The following is a 16,449-nucleotide window of genomic DNA, read 5'->3' as shown; positions in this document are numbered from 1 at the left end:
AATGCAAGAATATGATATAGTTATAATCGGTGGAGGACCGGCAGGGTTAGCTGCTGCTATTTCTGCAAAAGAAAATGGAATAGATAATATATTGATTTTAGAAAGAGAAAATAGCTTAGGAGGTATACTAAATCAGTGTATTCATAATGGGTTTGGATTACACACTTTTAAAGAAGAGTTAACTGGTCCTGAATATGCTCAAAGATATATAGAAAAGGTTATAGAGATGAATATTCCATATAGGCTTAACACTATGGTAATTGATTTAAACAAAGATAAAATAATAACAGCAGTAAATGGAGAAGATGGAATAATTGAGATAAAGGCAAAGGCTGTAATATTAACTATGGGATGTAGAGAAAGACCAAGAGGAGCTTTGAATATTCCAGGAAGCAGATGTTCAGGAATTTTTACGGCAGGTACTGCTCAAAAATTCGTAAACATTGAAGGATACATGCCAGGAAAGGAAGTAGTAGTTCTAGGATCAGGAGATATAGGGCTTATAATGGCAAGGAGAATGACACTTGAAGGAGCAAAAGTAAAAGCTGTAGTTGAATTGTTACCTTATTCTAGTGGACTTAAAAGAAATATTGTTCAATGTTTAGATGATTTTGATATTCCGCTTAAGTTGAGCCATACCGTTATAGATATAAAGGGTAAGGAGAGATTAGAAGGGGTTACAATAGCAAAGGTAGATGAAAATAGAAAACCTATACAGGGTACAGAGGAATATATTCCTTGTGATACACTGTTGCTATCTGTAGGACTTATACCAGAAAATGAATTGTCTAGAAAAGCAGAAATAGATATATCAAAAGTTACTAGTGGACCTATAGTAAATGAAAGTCTCCAGACGAGTGTAGAAGGAATTTTTGCTTGTGGAAATGTGTTGCATGTTCATGATCTTGTAGATAATGTAAGTATAGAAAGTCATATAGCTGGAAAAAATGCAGCTAAATATATAAAGGGCAAGAAATTTGATAATAAAAATGGTGATATAGAAATTATAGCCATAGATGGAATAAGATATACGGTTCCTAAATTTATAAATATCTATAATGTAGAAGACTTTGTTGAAGTTAGATTTAGAGTAGGGAATGTATATAAGAATAATTATATATCAGTATATTTTGATGAAGTTAGAGAGTTGCATATGAAGAAAAGAATACTTACTCCAGGAGAAATGGAGCAGGTTAGAATCACTAAAGCGATGTTATTAAAATATCCTCAATTGAAGAAAATTACTTTTAAAGTAGAGGGGGAATAAATAATTATGGAAGTTAGAAATTTAACTTGTATAGGATGTCCAATGGGTTGTGCTTTAAAAGTAGAGCTAAAAGATAGTAAAGTAGAAAAAGTTACTGGAAATAGTTGCAAAATAGGTATAGATTATGCAAAGAAAGAGTGTACAAATCCTACTAGAATAGTTACATCTTCTGTATTAGTAGAGGATGGAGAAATTGATATGCTACCTGTTAAAACACAAAGAGATATTCCTAAAAATAAAATTTCAAGTTGCATGAAATGTCTAAAAGGAGTTGTAGTAAAAGCACCTATAAATATTGGGGATGTTATATTAGAAAATGTGTCAGATACAGGAGTTAATATTATTGCAACTAGAAGTATAAAAAAGAAATTTAGTTAGATTAGGAGCAAAAGGGATTGTTTAAAAGAGTTTTTTTAAACAATCCCTACAAATTTTCATACTTCCTTTATTAGCAGAAATACTTTCGTTAACTTTAATAACTTTTCCACAAATATGGCAACAATTTTTATGAATAGAAGAAGAAATTTTTTTATCTTTGTTTACAGAAGAATTTTTTTTATTACATGGAGGCTCATACTCTATAGGAGTATTCTTATTGGCCTTTTTTAATATGGAATAATTCATTTCATATGAGCTTTCCCCAAAGAGTTCTAATTCAAATCTTGGATTTTCTTTATCATAGAATTCTTCAATAATAATTCTTCTAATTTGAGCATCATTAACTATCAATCCACTTTTTTCAATTCCATCGAAAATACTTTTTGTAATATTATTTGTATCTGGATGTCTTTTTTCACTTTTATAGTACACCCTAAGAACCGCAATTAAGGATTCAGACATAATAATGTTAGGATTTTGTATCCTTGCTTCATAAGCTATTTCTTCTTCATAAATGGCATATCTATCGTGATATTTACCAGAATTATAGGGTAAAATAGCTCTACCATTTAAATTAAATAATTTAAAATTAGATTTTGATATTGGAGAACCTTTAACTATAACTTTTGCATAATTTTTCATGTAACCACCCTTTTAAAATTGTTCTGTATTTTAATGTTATCATTATAAAGTAGTGTATTTCAATACAAACATTGATAATAAAATATTAATACAGTATAATTGTGTTGTTGAATATGTGGATAAAATAACATTTTGTATCACACAAAATAAGTGAGGTAAAAGTTATGGGAAAAGATATAAAAATACTTGCAATAGAGAGTAGTTGTGATGAAACTGCAGCAGCAATAGTTGTAAATGGTAGGAATGTATTATCAAATATAATTTCTTCACAAATAGATATACATAAGAAATTTGGTGGAGTTGTACCAGAAGTAGCATCAAGAAAACATATAGAGGTTATAAGTGCTGTAGTACAGGAAGCTTTAGATGTGGCTAAAGTATCCTTAGAAGATATAGATGCTATAGGGGTTACATATGGTCCAGGACTTGTTGGAGCACTATTAGTAGGATTACAATATGCAAAAGGTCTTGCTTTTGCTACAAAAAAGCCCTTAATAGGGGTGAACCATATAGAAGGACACATAAGTGCTAACTTTATACAATATAAAGAGTTAGAACCACCTTTTGTGTGTTTAGTAGTATCTGGAGGACATACTTTTATTGTATATATGAAAGATTATGGTGAATTTGAAGTTATGGGAGAAACTAGAGATGATGCTGCTGGAGAAGCTTATGATAAGGTGGCTAGAGCTATAGGGCTTGGATATCCTGGAGGACCTAAAATAGATAAGTTAGCCAAAGAAGGAGATTCTAATGCTATAAAATTTCCTAGAGCAAACTTTCATGATGATTCTTTAGATTTTTCTTTTAGTGGAGTAAAATCTGCAGTCTTGAATTACTTAAATAATATACAAATGAAAGAAGAACATATAAATAAGGCAGATGTAGCAGCTTCATTCCAAAAAGCAGTAGTAGATTTTCTGGTGGATAATGCCATGAAAGCTTGCAAAATAAAAAAGGTGGATAAAATTGCGGTGGCCGGAGGTGTAGCATCAAATTCTTGTCTTAGAAATTCTCTTATAAAGGCTGGAGAAGAAAGAGGTATAGAGGTACTCTTCCCAGAGCCTATATTATGTACAGATAATGCTGCTATGATAGGTAGTGCTGCTTATTTTGAATTCATTAAGGGTAGGACAGCTAGTTTAGATTTAAATGCTATACCTAATTTAAAACTTGGGGAAAGATAAATAAAAAAAGAACGTCTTTGAACTTAAGACGTTCTTTTTTTTTGTATGGATACTTCTACAAGAGACAAGTGTATTTATATCAAATACTCCATAAGAAAGAGTAAATAGAATTATAGGTAAAAAATAGATAAATGAAATTGATTACATGGTAAATTAAAATTGAATTTTGCAATTTATGAATTTGATAAATTCAATTTTCTGATTTATAATGAGTAATAACCTATAATTAGATAAAGATGTATTAGTTAAAATTTACTAGTTTAATTAAGGGCCAATTTACTGAAATGCGCATAAAAACAAATGAGATTAATATAAGATACCTATAAAGTATAAAAAATTAGCAATTTTAAAATTGGGGGTTTTAAGATTGCAGATTTTATAGTTATATTTCAAAATTTAGAAAAATGAAAGGGGTTATATGAAAATGAAAAAAAACATTCTTGCATTAATTATTACGGTCATATTTATATTTTCTTTAGCTTTAACTGGATGTGCAGGGAAGCAAAATAAACCATCTAGTGGTACAGCAAAAAATAAAGAAAAAACTCTTGTATATGCACAAGGTTCTGATCCTAGAGGATTAGATCCGGCTTATGTTGATGATGGGGAATCAGCTAAAGTAATTGTTAATGTATATGAGGGATTATTAAAGTACAAAGAAGGATCAACAGAATTAGAACCTTGTCTTGCCGAAAGTTGGAATATAAGTAAGGATGGAAAAGAGTACACATTTAAATTAAGAAAAGGAGTAAAATTTCATGATGGAACTGCGTTTAATGCAGATGCTGTGAAATTTAATATAGAAAGGCAATTTCTTCCAAATGTAAAGGAAGACATGCCTTATGCGTCTTTTACATTTGGTTCAGTTCAAAAAGTGGAGAAGATAGATGATTATACAGTAAAAATTATTTTAAAAGAACCATATACGCCGTTTTTAGCAAATTTAGCTATGTGTCTTGCAGCACCTATGGCAAGTCCACAAGCAGTTAAAAAGAATAATGGAAATTTAAATGAAGCACCAGTAGGGACTGGACCGTTTAAATTTGTATCATGGAAAAAAGGAGAATCTATTACCCTTGAAAAAAATAATGATTATTGGGGAGAGAAGGCAAAAGTAGATAAAGCTATATTTAAATTTACAAAAGAAAATTCTGTTCGTGCCAGTGAGCTTATGACTGGAGCTGTGGATATAATGGATGGAGTTGACCCTAATGATGTACAAAAAATTAAGGATAATAAAATGAATATATTAAATGAAAAAGGAATGAATATAAATTACATGGCTTTTAACTGTTCAAGACCACCATTTAACAATGTTAAGTTAAGGCAAGCTATAAGTTATGCAATAAATAAAGAAGAGTTAGTTAAATATCTATATCAAGGATTTGCGGATGTAGCAAACACTCCATTGCCATCATTTATACCAGGTTTTAATGATAGAGTAAAATCCTATGATTACAATCCAGAAAAGGCTAGACAGTCACTAAAAGAAGCTGGAAAAGAAAATTTGCAGATTAAAATGATAGCATATTCTAATCCAAGACCATACAATCCTGTGAATGGACAAAAATTAGCTGAAGCTATACAAAATTATTTAGCTAAAGTAGGAGTAAAGGCAACTATTGATGTGTATCCATGGAAAGAATATAAGGAAAAAATCGCTCAAGGAGAAGGAGATGTATTATTCTATGGGTGGACTGGAGATAATGGAGATGCAGATAATTTCTTATCATTATTTGATTCAAAAGAAATAAAGTCTACTTTAAATGCTGCAAAATATAATAATGCTAAAGTTGATGAATTATTAGCTAAGGGCAGAAAAACTCCAAACGGAGAGGAAAGAAACAATGTTTATAAACAAATTCAAGAGTTAGTAGATAAGGATGCAGCATGGGTAACCATTTCTTATGCTAAGGATATGGTAGCTTATTCTCCAAAGGTAAAAAACTTTAAAATCCATCCAACAGGAGTTGTATTTTTGAAAGGTGTAGAAAAAGAATAATAGCTTGCTAAGGAAGGCCCCGTTTTAAAACGGGGTTTCTGTTTATATAACAATAAATTAGGGGGCAAGATTATGGTTAAATATATATTGAAAAGAATTCTATTACTAATACCAGTAATTATAGGGGTATCAATATTGGTTTTTCTAGTAATGCATGTTTTTACAACAGACCCTGCTAGCATTATATTGGGACAACATGCTACAGCAGAACAAGTAGAGAAATTAAGAGAAGAATTAGGTTTAAATAAACCTTTGTATATACAATATTTAATGTTTTTAAAGGGTGTTTTTAAGGGGAGTTTTGGTAATTCTTTGATTACAAAAACTTCTGTTGCTAAGGAAATTTTATCAAGATTTCCAGCTACTATTGAGTTAGCGTTAGTAGCTATAGTCATTGCTTCTGTTTGTGGGGTTGTAATGGGAGTGATTTCAGCTGTAAAGCAAAATTCTATAGCTGACTATATTAGTATGGTTATATCATTATTAGGGGTATCAATGCCTATATTTTGGCTTGGACTTATGCTTATAGTTCTTTTTTCTGTTAAACTTCATTTACTTCCTGTTTCAGGAAGAATAAGTATAGGAATGGAGCCGACTCATGTTACAGGCTTGTATTTATTAGATAGTCTACTTACAGGAAATGTAGTAGCATTTAAGGATTCCTTAAAGCATTTAATATTACCATCTATTGCCCTTGCTTCATATTCTACAGCTATTATAGCTAGAATGACTAGATCTACTATGTTAGAGATTATAAAACAAGATTATATAAGAACGGCTAGAGCAAAAGGCTTATTTGAAAAAGTAGTTATATTAAAGCACGCATTAAGAAATGCTCTAATACCAGTAACTACGGTAATAGGACTTCAGTTAGGATCTTTGCTTGGAGGAGCAGTTCTTACAGAAACGGTATTTGCATGGCCGGGGGTTGGAAGTTATACAATAGATGCTATTTTAAAATCTGATTATCCTGTAGTACAAGGATCTGTTATGATTCTTGCCACGGTTTTTGTTCTAGTAAACTTAGTAGTAGATTTATTATATGCTTATTTAGATCCTAGAATAAAATACTCCTAAATTTAGAAAGGAGAGATATTATTATGGAAACAAATGTAGAATTAAATGCCAAAGTTCAACCTAAAGAAGGAAAGTGTAGAGTATTTAAGAGTGTATTAAATATAATAATTAAAAATAAGGCTGCTTTAGTAGGGATGATAATTATTCTTTTACTAATTTTAATGGCTTTACTTGGTAAGTTTATAATGCCATATGATCCTTATGTAGGAGACTTATCACAGAGTCTTCAAGCACCATCATCTGCTCATATATTTGGAACAGATGAGCAAGGGAGAGATATTCTAAGCAGAATTATAGACGGAACTAAAATATCTTTAAGAGTAGGTGTTACTTCTGTAGCTATAGCTCTTAGTATAGGTACAGTTATAGGATCTTTGTCAGGATATTATGGTGGAAAAGTTGATATGTTTTTAATGAGAATAATGGATATAATCTTAGCATTTCCATCCTTACTTTTGGCAATAGCTTTCATGAGTGCGCTAGGGAAAGGTATAGATAAGGCTGTAATAGCTATATCCATTGTAACTATACCTGAATATGCTCGAATAGTAAGAGGGTGTATATTATCAGTGAAGGAGAATGAATATGTACAGGCGGCAAAGGTAATAGGAAACAATGATATTACTATAATATTTAAACACATACTGCCTAATGTAATGTCTCCTATAATAGTACGAGCTACTTTAGGTATATCTACAGCTATTCTTGAAACTTCTGCTCTTGGATTTTTAGGACTAGGGGTAGAACCACCGCTTGCAGAGTGGGGAAGTATGCTTGGAGCAGGAAGAGGGTATTTTTATAATGCTCCTCACATAGTTTTGTTTCCAGGTATAGCTATTACTTTAACAGTTTTAGCCTTTAATTTATTTGGAGATGGGCTTAGGGATGCATTGGATCCAAAGCTTAGAAAGTAGGGTGATATTATGTTGCTTCAAGTGAATAATTTAAAAACTCAATTTAAAACAAAGGAAGGATTAATAAATGCTGTTGATGGAGTAGATTTTAATATAGATAAAGGAGAAGTGGTAGCAGTTGTTGGAGAGTCAGGAAGCGGGAAAAGTGTTACTTCTTTGTCTATTATGGGGCTTATACCAAGTCCACCAGGTAAAATTATTGATGGGGAAATAATATTTAAGGGAGATAATTTATTAAATAAAAGTAAAAGAGAAATCCAGAATATAAGAGGAAATAAAATTTCTATGATATTTCAAGAACCTATGACTTCATTAAATCCTGTTTTTACTGTAGGAAAACAAATAACAGAGGCTATTGTAAGGCATGAGAATTTATCTAAAAAACAAGCGGAAAAAAAGGCCATAGAAATGTTAGAAATGGTAGGTATTCCATCTCCAGAAAAAAGAATAAAGGATTATCCTCATCAAATGAGTGGAGGAATGAGACAGCGTGTAATGATTGCTATGGCTTTAGTGTGCAATCCAGAATTATTAATTGCAGATGAACCAACAACAGCTTTGGATGTTACTATTCAAGCACAAATTTTAGATTTAATGGTTAAGATTAAAAAAAAATTAGGTACTGCTATTTTGCTTATAACTCATGATTTAGGAGTAGTAGCTGAAATAGCTGATAGAGTAGTGGTAATGTATTGTGGAAGAGTGGTTGAAAATGGAACAGTAGAAGAAATTTTTGAAAATCCTCTTCATCCATATACTCAAGGATTATTAAAATCTATACCTAAAATTGAGGATAAATGTGAAAGATTGTTCATGATACCGGGTATGGTGCCAAATCCATTAGAAATGCCAGAAGGATGTGCTTTTAGTTCAAGGTGTGATAAATGTAATCAAATATGCATTAAAAATAAACCCACTTTATATAAAAAACATGGAAGAGAAGTTAGGTGTTTTTTATATGCAAATATGGATAGGGGTGAAGTATAAGATGGAAGCTTTAATGAGAGTAGAAAATATAAAAAAGTATTTTCCAATACAATCAGGTTTCTTTGGAAGAATTAAGGACTATGTAAAGGCAGTTGACAATATAAGCTTTAATATATATGAAGGAGAAACTTTGGGATTAGTAGGAGAATCAGGATGTGGAAAATCTACAATGGGAAGAATGTTAGTGAATTTATTAGAGCCCACAGAGGGAAAGGTGTTATTTAATGGCGTAGATATAAGAGAATTAAAAAGAAAAAATAGAAGAGAGTTAAGCAAAAGTATACAAATAATATTTCAGGATCCATACTCCTCATTGAATCCACGAATGACTATAGGGGAAATTATAGCAGAACCAATGAGAGTTAACAAAATAGCAAAGGGAGAAGAGCTAGAAAAAAGAGTGTTAAAGTTATTAAACTGTGTAGGACTTGCCAGTTATCATAAAGATAGATATCCTCATGAATTTAGTGGTGGACAAAGGCAAAGAGTTGGCATAGCCAGGGTAATATCTGTTAATCCTAAGTTGATAGTGTGTGACGAACCAGTATCTGCATTAGATGTTTCTATTCAAGCACAGATATTAAACTTGCTTTATGATTTGCAAGATGAGTTTAATTTGACTTATTTATTTATAGCTCATGGATTAAATGTTGTTAAGCATATTAGTGATAGGGTTGGAGTTATGTATTTAGGAAAATTAGCAGAAATAGCAGATGATGAGAGTTTATATAATTCACCAAAGCATCCATATACACAGGCATTACTTTCTGCAATACCTGTGCCAGATCCTAAAAAGAAAAAAGAGAGAATTATATTAAAAGGAGATGTTCCTACTCCCATAAATCCGCCAGCTGGTTGCAGATTTCACACTAGATGTGAAAAGTGTATGGGGATATGCAGAACTCAAGAACCACCAACTATAGATTTAGGAAATAATCATAAGGTAGCATGTCATTTGTATAATGAAATATAGATAAAATATTGATATTATGTGTACTTTAGATAGAACCTAAAAGATATTTATGAATATAATAATCATGATAATATGTTAAAGAGGGTATATATATTGAGAATTTATGTAGTTAAACCTGGAGATTCCGTATGGGGAATCTCTAGAAGATTTGGGGTTACACCTGAAAGTATTATTAATGCAAATGCACTTCAGAATTCAGCCTCTTTGGTTGTAGGGCAAACTTTAGTTATTCCAACAAGAGAAAGAGCATATATGGTTAAAATGGGAGATAATCTTTGGTCAATTGCTAGACGTTTTGGAGTTTCTGTAGAAAGTATTGCTCAATTAAATAACATTGTAAATCCATACTTAATTTATCCAGGACTAATTTTAAGGATTCCTGAAAAGGCAAAAAATTATGGATATCTTGAAGTAAATGCATTTATTCAACCATCTACACCTGAAAGAGAAAGAAGGATTTTAGCAGAGACTATACAGTATTTAACCTATATTACTCCTTTTAGTCATCAGGTAACAGCTAATGGAGGATTAACTCCTTTAAATGATGAAACTATATTACAAGTAGCAAAAGAAAATAGAGTTGCTCCTTTATTGTCTGTTACTAATATATCAGGAGCTAACTTTGATACTCAGCTCATTGATAATATTTTAAATAGTGAGGAACTTCAGCAAAATTTAATAAACAATATATTAAATATGATAAGAAGTAAAGGATATTATGGTGTGGTAGTTGATTTTGAGAGAATTTCACCTGAGAATAGAGAGAAATATAATAATTTCTTGAGAAAATTAGTAGCTGCATTGCATCCAAATTATATAGTGGCTACTGCATTAGCACCGAAGACTTATGATATAACTTCTGGAGCTTGGCATGGGGCACACGATTATAGGGCACATGGAGAAATTGTGGATTTTGTTATAATTATGACTTATGAATGGGGATGGTCTGGAGGTCCACCTATGGCAGTAGCCCCATTAAATGAAGTTAGAAAGGTAATAAATTATGCAGTATCTGTTATTCCTCCTAAAAAGATTATGTTGGGTATGCCCTTATATGGATATGATTGGACGCTTCCGTATACTCCTGGAGGAGAATTTGCTGAAAGCATAGGTAATCAGGAAGCCATAGATAGAGCTAGAAAGTATGGTGCAGCTATAAAATATGATCCAAGGGCTCAATCACCTTACTATAATTATAGAGATGAAAATGGTAATGAACATGTGGTATGGTTTGAAGATGCTAGGAGTGTAGAAGCAAAATATAAATTAGCAAGTGAATATGGATTAAGAGGGGTTAGCTATTGGGTATTAGCACAACCTTTCCCGCAGAACTGGCAGGTTTTGGACAACATGTTTAATATCACAAAAGTAATACCAGGATAGAAATATTTTAAATAATAATCATGATATTTTTTATTATTTATCCCATGTATATTTAGACTTATAATTATACATAAGTAAAAATATACATGGGATAAATTCTTTTAAGTTTAATTTTACATGGGTTCTGTAACACATTGAGTATGAAAAAAGTGATATAATAAAATAAAAAATCTTTTGTCTTTGGAGGAGATACATATGGATAAGAAAATAGGTGTCATTGGTTGTGGTAATATGGCACAAGCAATAATAGGTGGTATAATAGGTGCTAGTTTAGTAACAGGAGAAAGAATTTTAGTCAGTGATAAAGATAAAGAAAAATTAAGTCATATTAAAGATACATTAAAGGTAAATATAACTACAGATAATAAACAAGTTGCAGCAGATTCAGATATAATTATCCTTGCAATTAAACCTAATATACATGATTATGTTATAGAAGAAATTAAAGATTGTGTAAAAGATGATGTTATCATAGTGACTATAGGGGCAGGTATAACTATAGATTATATAGAAAAATCTTTTAACAAAAATATAAAAGTAGTTAGAACTATGCCTAATACTCCAGCACTTGTAGGAGAAGGTATGTCAGCATTATGTTATAATGAACTAATTCATGAAAAAGAACTTGAAGAAGTGATAAATATTTTTAAGAGTTTTGGTAGAGTAGAAATAATAAATGAAAAACTTATGGATGTTGTTCCAGCAGTTAGTGGATCATCACCGGCATATGTGTATATGTTTATAGAAGCTTTAGCAGATGGAGCTGTTCTGGATGGAATGCCAAGAGATAAAGCATATAAGATGGCAGCTCAAGCGGTATTAGGTTCAGCAAAAATGATTTTAGAGACAGGAGAACATCCTGGTGTGTTAAAAGATAGAGTGTGTTCACCAGGAGGAACTACAATAGAGGCAGTATATTCTTTAGAAATGAATAATTTTAGAGGCTCAGTAATAGAAGCTATGAGAAAATGTACAGAGAAAACAATAAAAATGTCTCAAAAATAGGATGATATTTGTAAAAAACTTTCTACAGTGATTTTGTAGGAGGTTTTTTCATATTTATACATAGTTGTTTTGTATAATATTATAAAAAATTATTAATGAAACTAATATTTTGATAATATAATTAGTATAAATTATACAGTAATTATTGAAAATTGATTTCATATAGGATAGAATTAATATTATATAATAATAAATAGATGGTGAGGTAAGCCATGAAAAAAGTTTTGATTGTAAATGATTGCAAATTTGAAAGTGCTATTTTAAAAGATATGTTAATGGAACTAGGATACAATGCTAAGGAAACTAGTGAATTCCTTATTTTTAATGACATAAAAAAATATCTTCCAGATTTAATAATATGTAATCTATTTATGAAAAAGATTAATGGAGATGAACTTATAAAACAGATAAAAGATATTGATAAGAATGTATTCTGTGTTTTATCTTCTTCAAATAAACTTAAGTTGGAGGATTATGAAAATTGTGGAGTGAATGAAGTTATAAGGACTCCTATAAATATTGAGGATTTGAGAGAAATATTAAATAAGCTAGAAGAGAAAGAAAACAGAAGTAGTCATCCTATGTTTTCTTTTTGTCCATACTGTGGTGAAAAGCTAAAAAATAGTTCATTTCTATTCTGTCCTTATTGCGGAAATAAAATGAAGTAAATCTCTACTTTTATAGAAGATTTACTTCATTTTTTTATTTTTAAGATATAAAGCTTTCCCATTCAGCATATAGATTTTCAATATCTTTTCCAATATCTAATATTTCTTTATTTATTTCTTCACTTTTTTGTGGGTTAGAGTATACCTCTTCTTTACATAATTGTTCTTGGAGTTTTACTAAATAATTTTCTTTATTAGCTATCTCATCTTCTAAAGATTTAATTTTTGATTTTTTTTCTTTTTCAAGCTTTTCAATCTCTCTTTTTTTCTTTTTTTCTTGTTGAATTTGAGTTTTAGTTTTTCCATCTTTCTCTTCTTCATAAATAAATCTATGTGGATTTTTCTTTTTTTCGACATAATAGTTGTAGTTACCTAAATACTCTTTTGCTTCATCTTCCTTTAATTCATATATTTTATTAATAACTTTATTTAAAAAATATCTATCATGAGATATAACTAGAACGGTACCATCATATTCCAATATGGCATCTTCTAGAGCTTCACGGGATATTATATCTAAATGGTTTGTAGGCTCATCTAAAAGTAGAAAGTTTGCTTGTGATAACATAAGCTTAAGAAGATTAATTCTACATTTCTCTCCACCACTAAGTTTAGATATAGGTTTAAAAACATCTTCTCCTCTAAATAAAAAGGCTCCTAGTACAGTTCTGATCTCTGTAGTAGTCATTTTAGGAAAGTCGTCCCATACTTCATCTAATATTGTTTTATCAGGATTTAAATTTGATTGTTCTTGATCGTAATATCCTATAAATACGTTTTTACCTAACACCTTTATTCCTGAATTTGGTTCTACTTTATCCATTATTATGTTAAATAATGTAGTTTTGCCTCTGCCGTTATCTCCAATTAGAGCAAGTTTTTCTCCTCTTTTTATATCTAAATTTACATTACTAAATAGATGTTTATTCTCAAAACTTTTGCTTAAATTTTCTATGTGAAGTACATCATTACCACTAGTTATTGAGGTTTTAAATTTTATTTTTGCTGAAACAGGATCTTTATCAGGAGAATCTATTCTTTCTATTTTATCTAAGGCCTTTTGTCTGCTTTCTGCAGCCTTTATACTTTTTTCCCTATTGAAAGATCTGTATCTTTCTATTATTTCTTCTTGCCTTTTTATTTCTGCCTGTTGTAAATTATAAGACTTAAGTTTTGTTTCATAATCTTTTTTCTTAAATTCTATAAATTTTGTGTAATTTCCATCATAAGAATTAATATGTGAATTTAATAATTCAATAGTTTTATTTGTTATGGCATCAAGGAAATATCTATCATGAGATATTATTATTATAGTACCTTTGTATGAGTTTAGATATTCTTCTAGCCATTCTATAGCATCTAAATCAAGATGATTAGTAGGCTCATCTAATAAAAGAATATCAGGGTTATTAAGAAGAAGTTTACATAGTGCTACTCTAGTTTTTTGTCCTCCACTCAATATATTTACGGGTTTATTAAAGTCTTCCTCGGAGAAACCTAATCCTTTTAAAACTCTATTTATTTCTCCTTTATATGTATAACCGCCTCTATTATTATATAATTCTGTACATAGAGTATAATCTTTAATTATTTTATTATGATAATCTGCTTTAGAAGCATCGTATGGTTCATTCATTTTTGTTTCTAAATTTCTTAATTTATCTTCTAATGATATAAGACTGCTAAAAACAGAAAGCATTTCATCATAAATAGTATTATTAGAATGAAGAGACAGATGCTGAGATAAATAACCTATTTTTTTATTTTTATCTACAAATAGTTCGCCACTATCATAATCTAGTTCATTTGTAAGTATTTTAAATAGTGTAGATTTACCAGCTCCATTTGGTCCTATTAATCCTATTTTATCACCTTCATTTATACTAAAGGTAATATTTTTTAAAACTACATCTATTCCATAACTTTTATTTAAATCTTTACAACTTAAAATTATCATTTCAAATATTCACCTCTTTACTGTTACTATTTTACTATGTAAAGCAATAATTTTGTAGTAAAAGTTTAAAAATGATACATAATAAAATCAAATGGATATAAAAATTATTTTGTAATATAATTTATTATTATATATAGCTATATAGTATGAAGAGTAATTATGTGATAAAATATTAAATTGATGTTATATAATTATCAAAATTAACATGATGAGGTGTGATGATGGACAGGAAAAAAAATATTTCAATGGCTGTTATAAAAAGATTGCCTAAATATCATAGATATCTGCTGGAACTTTTGAAAAATGATGTGGATAGGATTTCATCCAAAGAATTAAGTAAGAAGATAGGGTTTACTGCGTCACAGATTAGACAAGATTTCAATTGTTTTGGAGATTTTGGACAGCAAGGGTATGGATATAATGTAAAAGAATTATACACACAAATAAGTAATATTTTAGGACTTACTAAACAATATAATATCGTTATAGTAGGAGCTGGAAATATAGGTCAGGCAGTAGCTAATTATACTAATTTTGACAAACTTGGGTTTAAGCTGGTAGGGATATTTGATACAAATCCCAAACTTGTGGGTATCAAGATAAGAGATATTGAAATAAAAGATATAGATATGCTAGATGATTTTTTAAAAAATCATAGTGTAGATATAGGAACCATATGTGTACCAAGTAGAAGTGCCCAAAAAGTTTGTGATACACTTACAGACAATGGAATAAAGAGTATATGGAACTTTGCTCCAGTAGATTTAGATGTACCGGAAGGTGTATTTACAGAAAATGTTCATTTGAGTGACAGTTTATTAACATTAAGTTATTTAATGAACGAAAATTAGCTATGAATTATTTGCAAATATTCATTAAATTAGTATGACTTTAAAGCTAAAGTTATTATTAGCTCTAAAGTCATATTTTTCTTTAACAAACATATTTCGTATTGAATTTTTATTAAATAATAAAGCAAATTTAAAATTTTATTAAGGTACATAAAGTTTATTGTTGAAAAATAAATCATTAAAGTATATAATAAAAATACTGGTATATGCATTTTATTTTTTATAGCGCTTTGTTATATTATTAACAAAATGCCGTAAGAATATTATTAGGGAGGAACAGTTTATTATGGATTTTAAAAATGTTATCCTTGAAAAAGATGGGAATATAGCCATCGTTACAATCAACAGACCTAACGCTTTAAATGCTTTAAATTCAGAAACTTTAAAAGAATTAGATATAGTAGTTGATACTTTAGCTAATGATGATGAAGTTTTAGCAGTTGTACTTACTGGAGCAGGAAAAGCTTTTGTAGCTGGAGCAGACATAACTGAAATGAAAGACTTAAATACAGTAGCAGGAAGAAAGTTTGGAATACTTGGAAACAAAGTATTCAGAAAGTTAGAAACTTTAGAGAAGCCAGTTATTGCAGCAGTTAATGGTTTTGCACTAGGTGGCGGATGTGAAATTTCCATGGCATGTGATATAAGAATAGCATCACAGAAAGCTAAATTTGGACAGCCAGAAGTAGGTTTAGGAATTACACCAGGATTTGGTGGAACTCAGAGACTTGCAAGACTTGTAGGAATGGGAATGGCTAAACAGTTAATATATACAGCAGAAATAATTAATGCAGAAGAAGCTTTAAGAATTGGACTTGTAAATAAAGTTGTTGAGCCAGAAAAGCTAATGGATGAAGCTAAGGAAATGGCTAAGAAAATAGCTAATAATGCGCCAATAGCTGTAAGCCTTTGTAAGGTAGCTATAAACAAAGGAATGCAGTGTGACATAGATACAGGTATAGCATATGAAGCAGAAGTATTCGGTGAATGTTTTGCAACTGAAGACCAAAAAGAAGGTATGGCAGCATTTGTTGAAAAAAGAGATAAATGCTTCAAAAATAGATAGGAGGTAAAGGTAAATGAATTTTGCATTAACTAGAGAACAAGAATTTGTAAAACAAATGGTTAGAGAATTTGCTGAAAATGAAGTAAAGCCAA

15 protein-coding genes are annotated in these 16,449 nt (G+C 30.1%); 13 read left to right on the top strand and 2 right to left on the bottom strand.

The window, feature by feature from the left end:
- The first annotated feature begins 1 nt into the window (after position 1).
- Positions 2 to 1,267 (top strand): NAD(P)/FAD-dependent oxidoreductase, encoded by a 1,266-nt coding sequence (locus J2Z24_RS19415; RefSeq protein ID WP_035145173.1) that lies wholly within the window; start codon positions 2 to 4, stop codon positions 1,265 to 1,267.
- Positions 1,268 to 1,273: 6 nt separating this feature from the next.
- Positions 1,274 to 1,645 (top strand): DUF1667 domain-containing protein, encoded by a 372-nt coding sequence (locus tag J2Z24_RS19410; protein ID WP_035145172.1) that lies wholly within the window; start codon positions 1,274 to 1,276, stop codon positions 1,643 to 1,645.
- Positions 1,646 to 1,666: 21 nt separating this feature from the next.
- Here the strand turns inward: J2Z24_RS19410 and J2Z24_RS19405 are convergent, their stop codons facing one another.
- Positions 1,667 to 2,287 carry a RusA family crossover junction endodeoxyribonuclease gene (locus J2Z24_RS19405; protein ID WP_035145170.1) on the bottom strand — a complete coding sequence of 207 codons (621 nt, stop codon included), beginning with the start codon at positions 2,285 to 2,287 and terminating at the stop codon, positions 1,667 to 1,669.
- A 164-nt stretch (positions 2,288 to 2,451) separates the two neighbouring features.
- Between J2Z24_RS19405 and tsaD the strand changes: the two genes are divergently transcribed.
- From tsaD to J2Z24_RS19360, 9 genes are all read left to right on the top strand, one after another.
- Positions 2,452 to 3,474, top strand: a complete 1,023-nt coding sequence (gene tsaD / locus J2Z24_RS19400; protein WP_035145168.1) for a tRNA (adenosine(37)-N6)-threonylcarbamoyltransferase complex transferase subunit TsaD — start codon at positions 2,452 to 2,454, stop codon at positions 3,472 to 3,474.
- A gap of 424 nt (positions 3,475 to 3,898) precedes the next feature.
- Positions 3,899 to 5,476, top strand: a complete 1,578-nt coding sequence (locus tag J2Z24_RS19395) for an ABC transporter substrate-binding protein (protein WP_035145167.1) — start codon at positions 3,899 to 3,901, stop codon at positions 5,474 to 5,476.
- A gap of 72 nt (positions 5,477 to 5,548) precedes the next feature.
- Positions 5,549 to 6,553: an ABC transporter permease gene (locus J2Z24_RS19390; RefSeq protein WP_035145166.1), complete on the top strand. Its 1,005-nt coding sequence runs from the start codon at positions 5,549 to 5,551 to the stop codon at positions 6,551 to 6,553.
- Positions 6,554 to 6,576: 23 nt separating this feature from the next.
- Positions 6,577 to 7,467 carry a nickel transporter permease gene (gene nikC / locus J2Z24_RS19385; protein WP_035145164.1) on the top strand — a complete coding sequence of 297 codons (891 nt, stop codon included), beginning with the start codon at positions 6,577 to 6,579 and terminating at the stop codon, positions 7,465 to 7,467.
- 9 nt (positions 7,468 to 7,476) lie between these two features.
- The gene (locus J2Z24_RS19380; RefSeq protein WP_035145162.1) at positions 7,477 to 8,454 is read left to right on the top strand and encodes an ABC transporter ATP-binding protein; all 978 of its coding nucleotides are present in this window, start codon (positions 7,477 to 7,479) and stop codon (positions 8,452 to 8,454) included.
- Position 8,455: 1 nt separating this feature from the next.
- On the top strand, positions 8,456 to 9,427 hold the full coding sequence (locus J2Z24_RS19375; RefSeq protein WP_035145230.1) for an ABC transporter ATP-binding protein: 972 nt from the start codon (positions 8,456 to 8,458) through the stop codon (positions 9,425 to 9,427).
- A 93-nt stretch (positions 9,428 to 9,520) separates the two neighbouring features.
- Positions 9,521 to 10,810: a glycoside hydrolase family 18 protein gene (locus tag J2Z24_RS19370; protein ID WP_035145161.1), complete on the top strand. Its 1,290-nt coding sequence runs from the start codon at positions 9,521 to 9,523 to the stop codon at positions 10,808 to 10,810.
- A gap of 195 nt (positions 10,811 to 11,005) precedes the next feature.
- Positions 11,006 to 11,815, top strand: coding sequence for a pyrroline-5-carboxylate reductase (gene proC / locus J2Z24_RS19365; RefSeq protein ID WP_035145160.1), 810 nt, complete (start codon positions 11,006 to 11,008; stop codon positions 11,813 to 11,815).
- Between the two features lie 212 nt (positions 11,816 to 12,027).
- Positions 12,028 to 12,483, top strand: a complete 456-nt coding sequence (locus J2Z24_RS19360; RefSeq protein ID WP_035145158.1) for a response regulator — start codon at positions 12,028 to 12,030, stop codon at positions 12,481 to 12,483.
- A gap of 40 nt (positions 12,484 to 12,523) precedes the next feature.
- On the opposite strand, the gene J2Z24_RS19355 is transcribed toward J2Z24_RS19360, so the two are convergent.
- On the bottom strand, positions 12,524 to 14,440 hold the full coding sequence (locus tag J2Z24_RS19355) for an ABC-F family ATP-binding cassette domain-containing protein (protein WP_035145156.1): 1,917 nt from the start codon (positions 14,438 to 14,440) through the stop codon (positions 12,524 to 12,526).
- A 221-nt stretch (positions 14,441 to 14,661) separates the two neighbouring features.
- On the opposite strand from J2Z24_RS19355, the gene J2Z24_RS19350 reads away from it, so the two are divergent.
- Entirely contained in the window at positions 14,662 to 15,291 is a 630-nt protein-coding gene (locus J2Z24_RS19350; protein WP_035145154.1) for a redox-sensing transcriptional repressor Rex, read from the top strand.
- Between the two features lie 286 nt (positions 15,292 to 15,577).
- The gene (locus J2Z24_RS19345; protein ID WP_035145152.1) at positions 15,578 to 16,357 is read left to right on the top strand and encodes a short-chain-enoyl-CoA hydratase; all 780 of its coding nucleotides are present in this window, start codon (positions 15,578 to 15,580) and stop codon (positions 16,355 to 16,357) included.
- Positions 16,358 to 16,449: the final 92 nt, after the last annotated feature.

Origin of the sequence: Clostridium tetanomorphum (assembly GCF_017873215.1) — a bacterium.
Lineage (GTDB): Bacteria > Bacillota > Clostridia > Clostridiales > Clostridiaceae > Clostridium_AO > Clostridium_AO tetanomorphum.
Note: the sequence above shows the minus strand (reverse complement) of the source record. Positions and strands in the feature narration are given on the sequence as shown.

Excerpts from the sequence above, each read along its gene's own strand:
- J2Z24_RS19415 (WP_035145173.1), top strand. The coding sequence starts at position 2 with ATGCAAGAATATGATATAGTTATAATCGGTGGAGGACCGGCAGGGTTA.
- J2Z24_RS19410 (WP_035145172.1), top strand. The coding sequence starts at position 1,274 with ATGGAAGTTAGAAATTTAACTTGTATAGGATGTCCAATGGGTTGTGCT.
- J2Z24_RS19405 (WP_035145170.1), bottom strand. The coding sequence starts at position 2,287 with ATGAAAAATTATGCAAAAGTTATAGTTAAAGGTTCTCCAATATCAAAA.
- tsaD (WP_035145168.1), top strand. The coding sequence starts at position 2,452 with ATGGGAAAAGATATAAAAATACTTGCAATAGAGAGTAGTTGTGATGAA.
- J2Z24_RS19395 (WP_035145167.1), top strand. The coding sequence starts at position 3,899 with ATGAAAAAAAACATTCTTGCATTAATTATTACGGTCATATTTATATTT.
- J2Z24_RS19390 (WP_035145166.1), top strand. The coding sequence starts at position 5,549 with ATGGTTAAATATATATTGAAAAGAATTCTATTACTAATACCAGTAATT.
- nikC (WP_035145164.1), top strand. The coding sequence starts at position 6,577 with ATGGAAACAAATGTAGAATTAAATGCCAAAGTTCAACCTAAAGAAGGA.
- J2Z24_RS19380 (WP_035145162.1), top strand. The coding sequence starts at position 7,477 with ATGTTGCTTCAAGTGAATAATTTAAAAACTCAATTTAAAACAAAGGAA.
- J2Z24_RS19375 (WP_035145230.1), top strand. The coding sequence starts at position 8,456 with ATGGAAGCTTTAATGAGAGTAGAAAATATAAAAAAGTATTTTCCAATA.
- proC (WP_035145160.1), top strand. The coding sequence starts at position 11,006 with ATGGATAAGAAAATAGGTGTCATTGGTTGTGGTAATATGGCACAAGCA.
- J2Z24_RS19360 (WP_035145158.1), top strand. The coding sequence starts at position 12,028 with ATGAAAAAAGTTTTGATTGTAAATGATTGCAAATTTGAAAGTGCTATT.
- J2Z24_RS19355 (WP_035145156.1), bottom strand. The coding sequence starts at position 14,440 with ATGATAATTTTAAGTTGTAAAGATTTAAATAAAAGTTATGGAATAGAT.
- J2Z24_RS19350 (WP_035145154.1), top strand. The coding sequence starts at position 14,662 with ATGGACAGGAAAAAAAATATTTCAATGGCTGTTATAAAAAGATTGCCT.
- J2Z24_RS19345 (WP_035145152.1), top strand. The coding sequence starts at position 15,578 with ATGGATTTTAAAAATGTTATCCTTGAAAAAGATGGGAATATAGCCATC.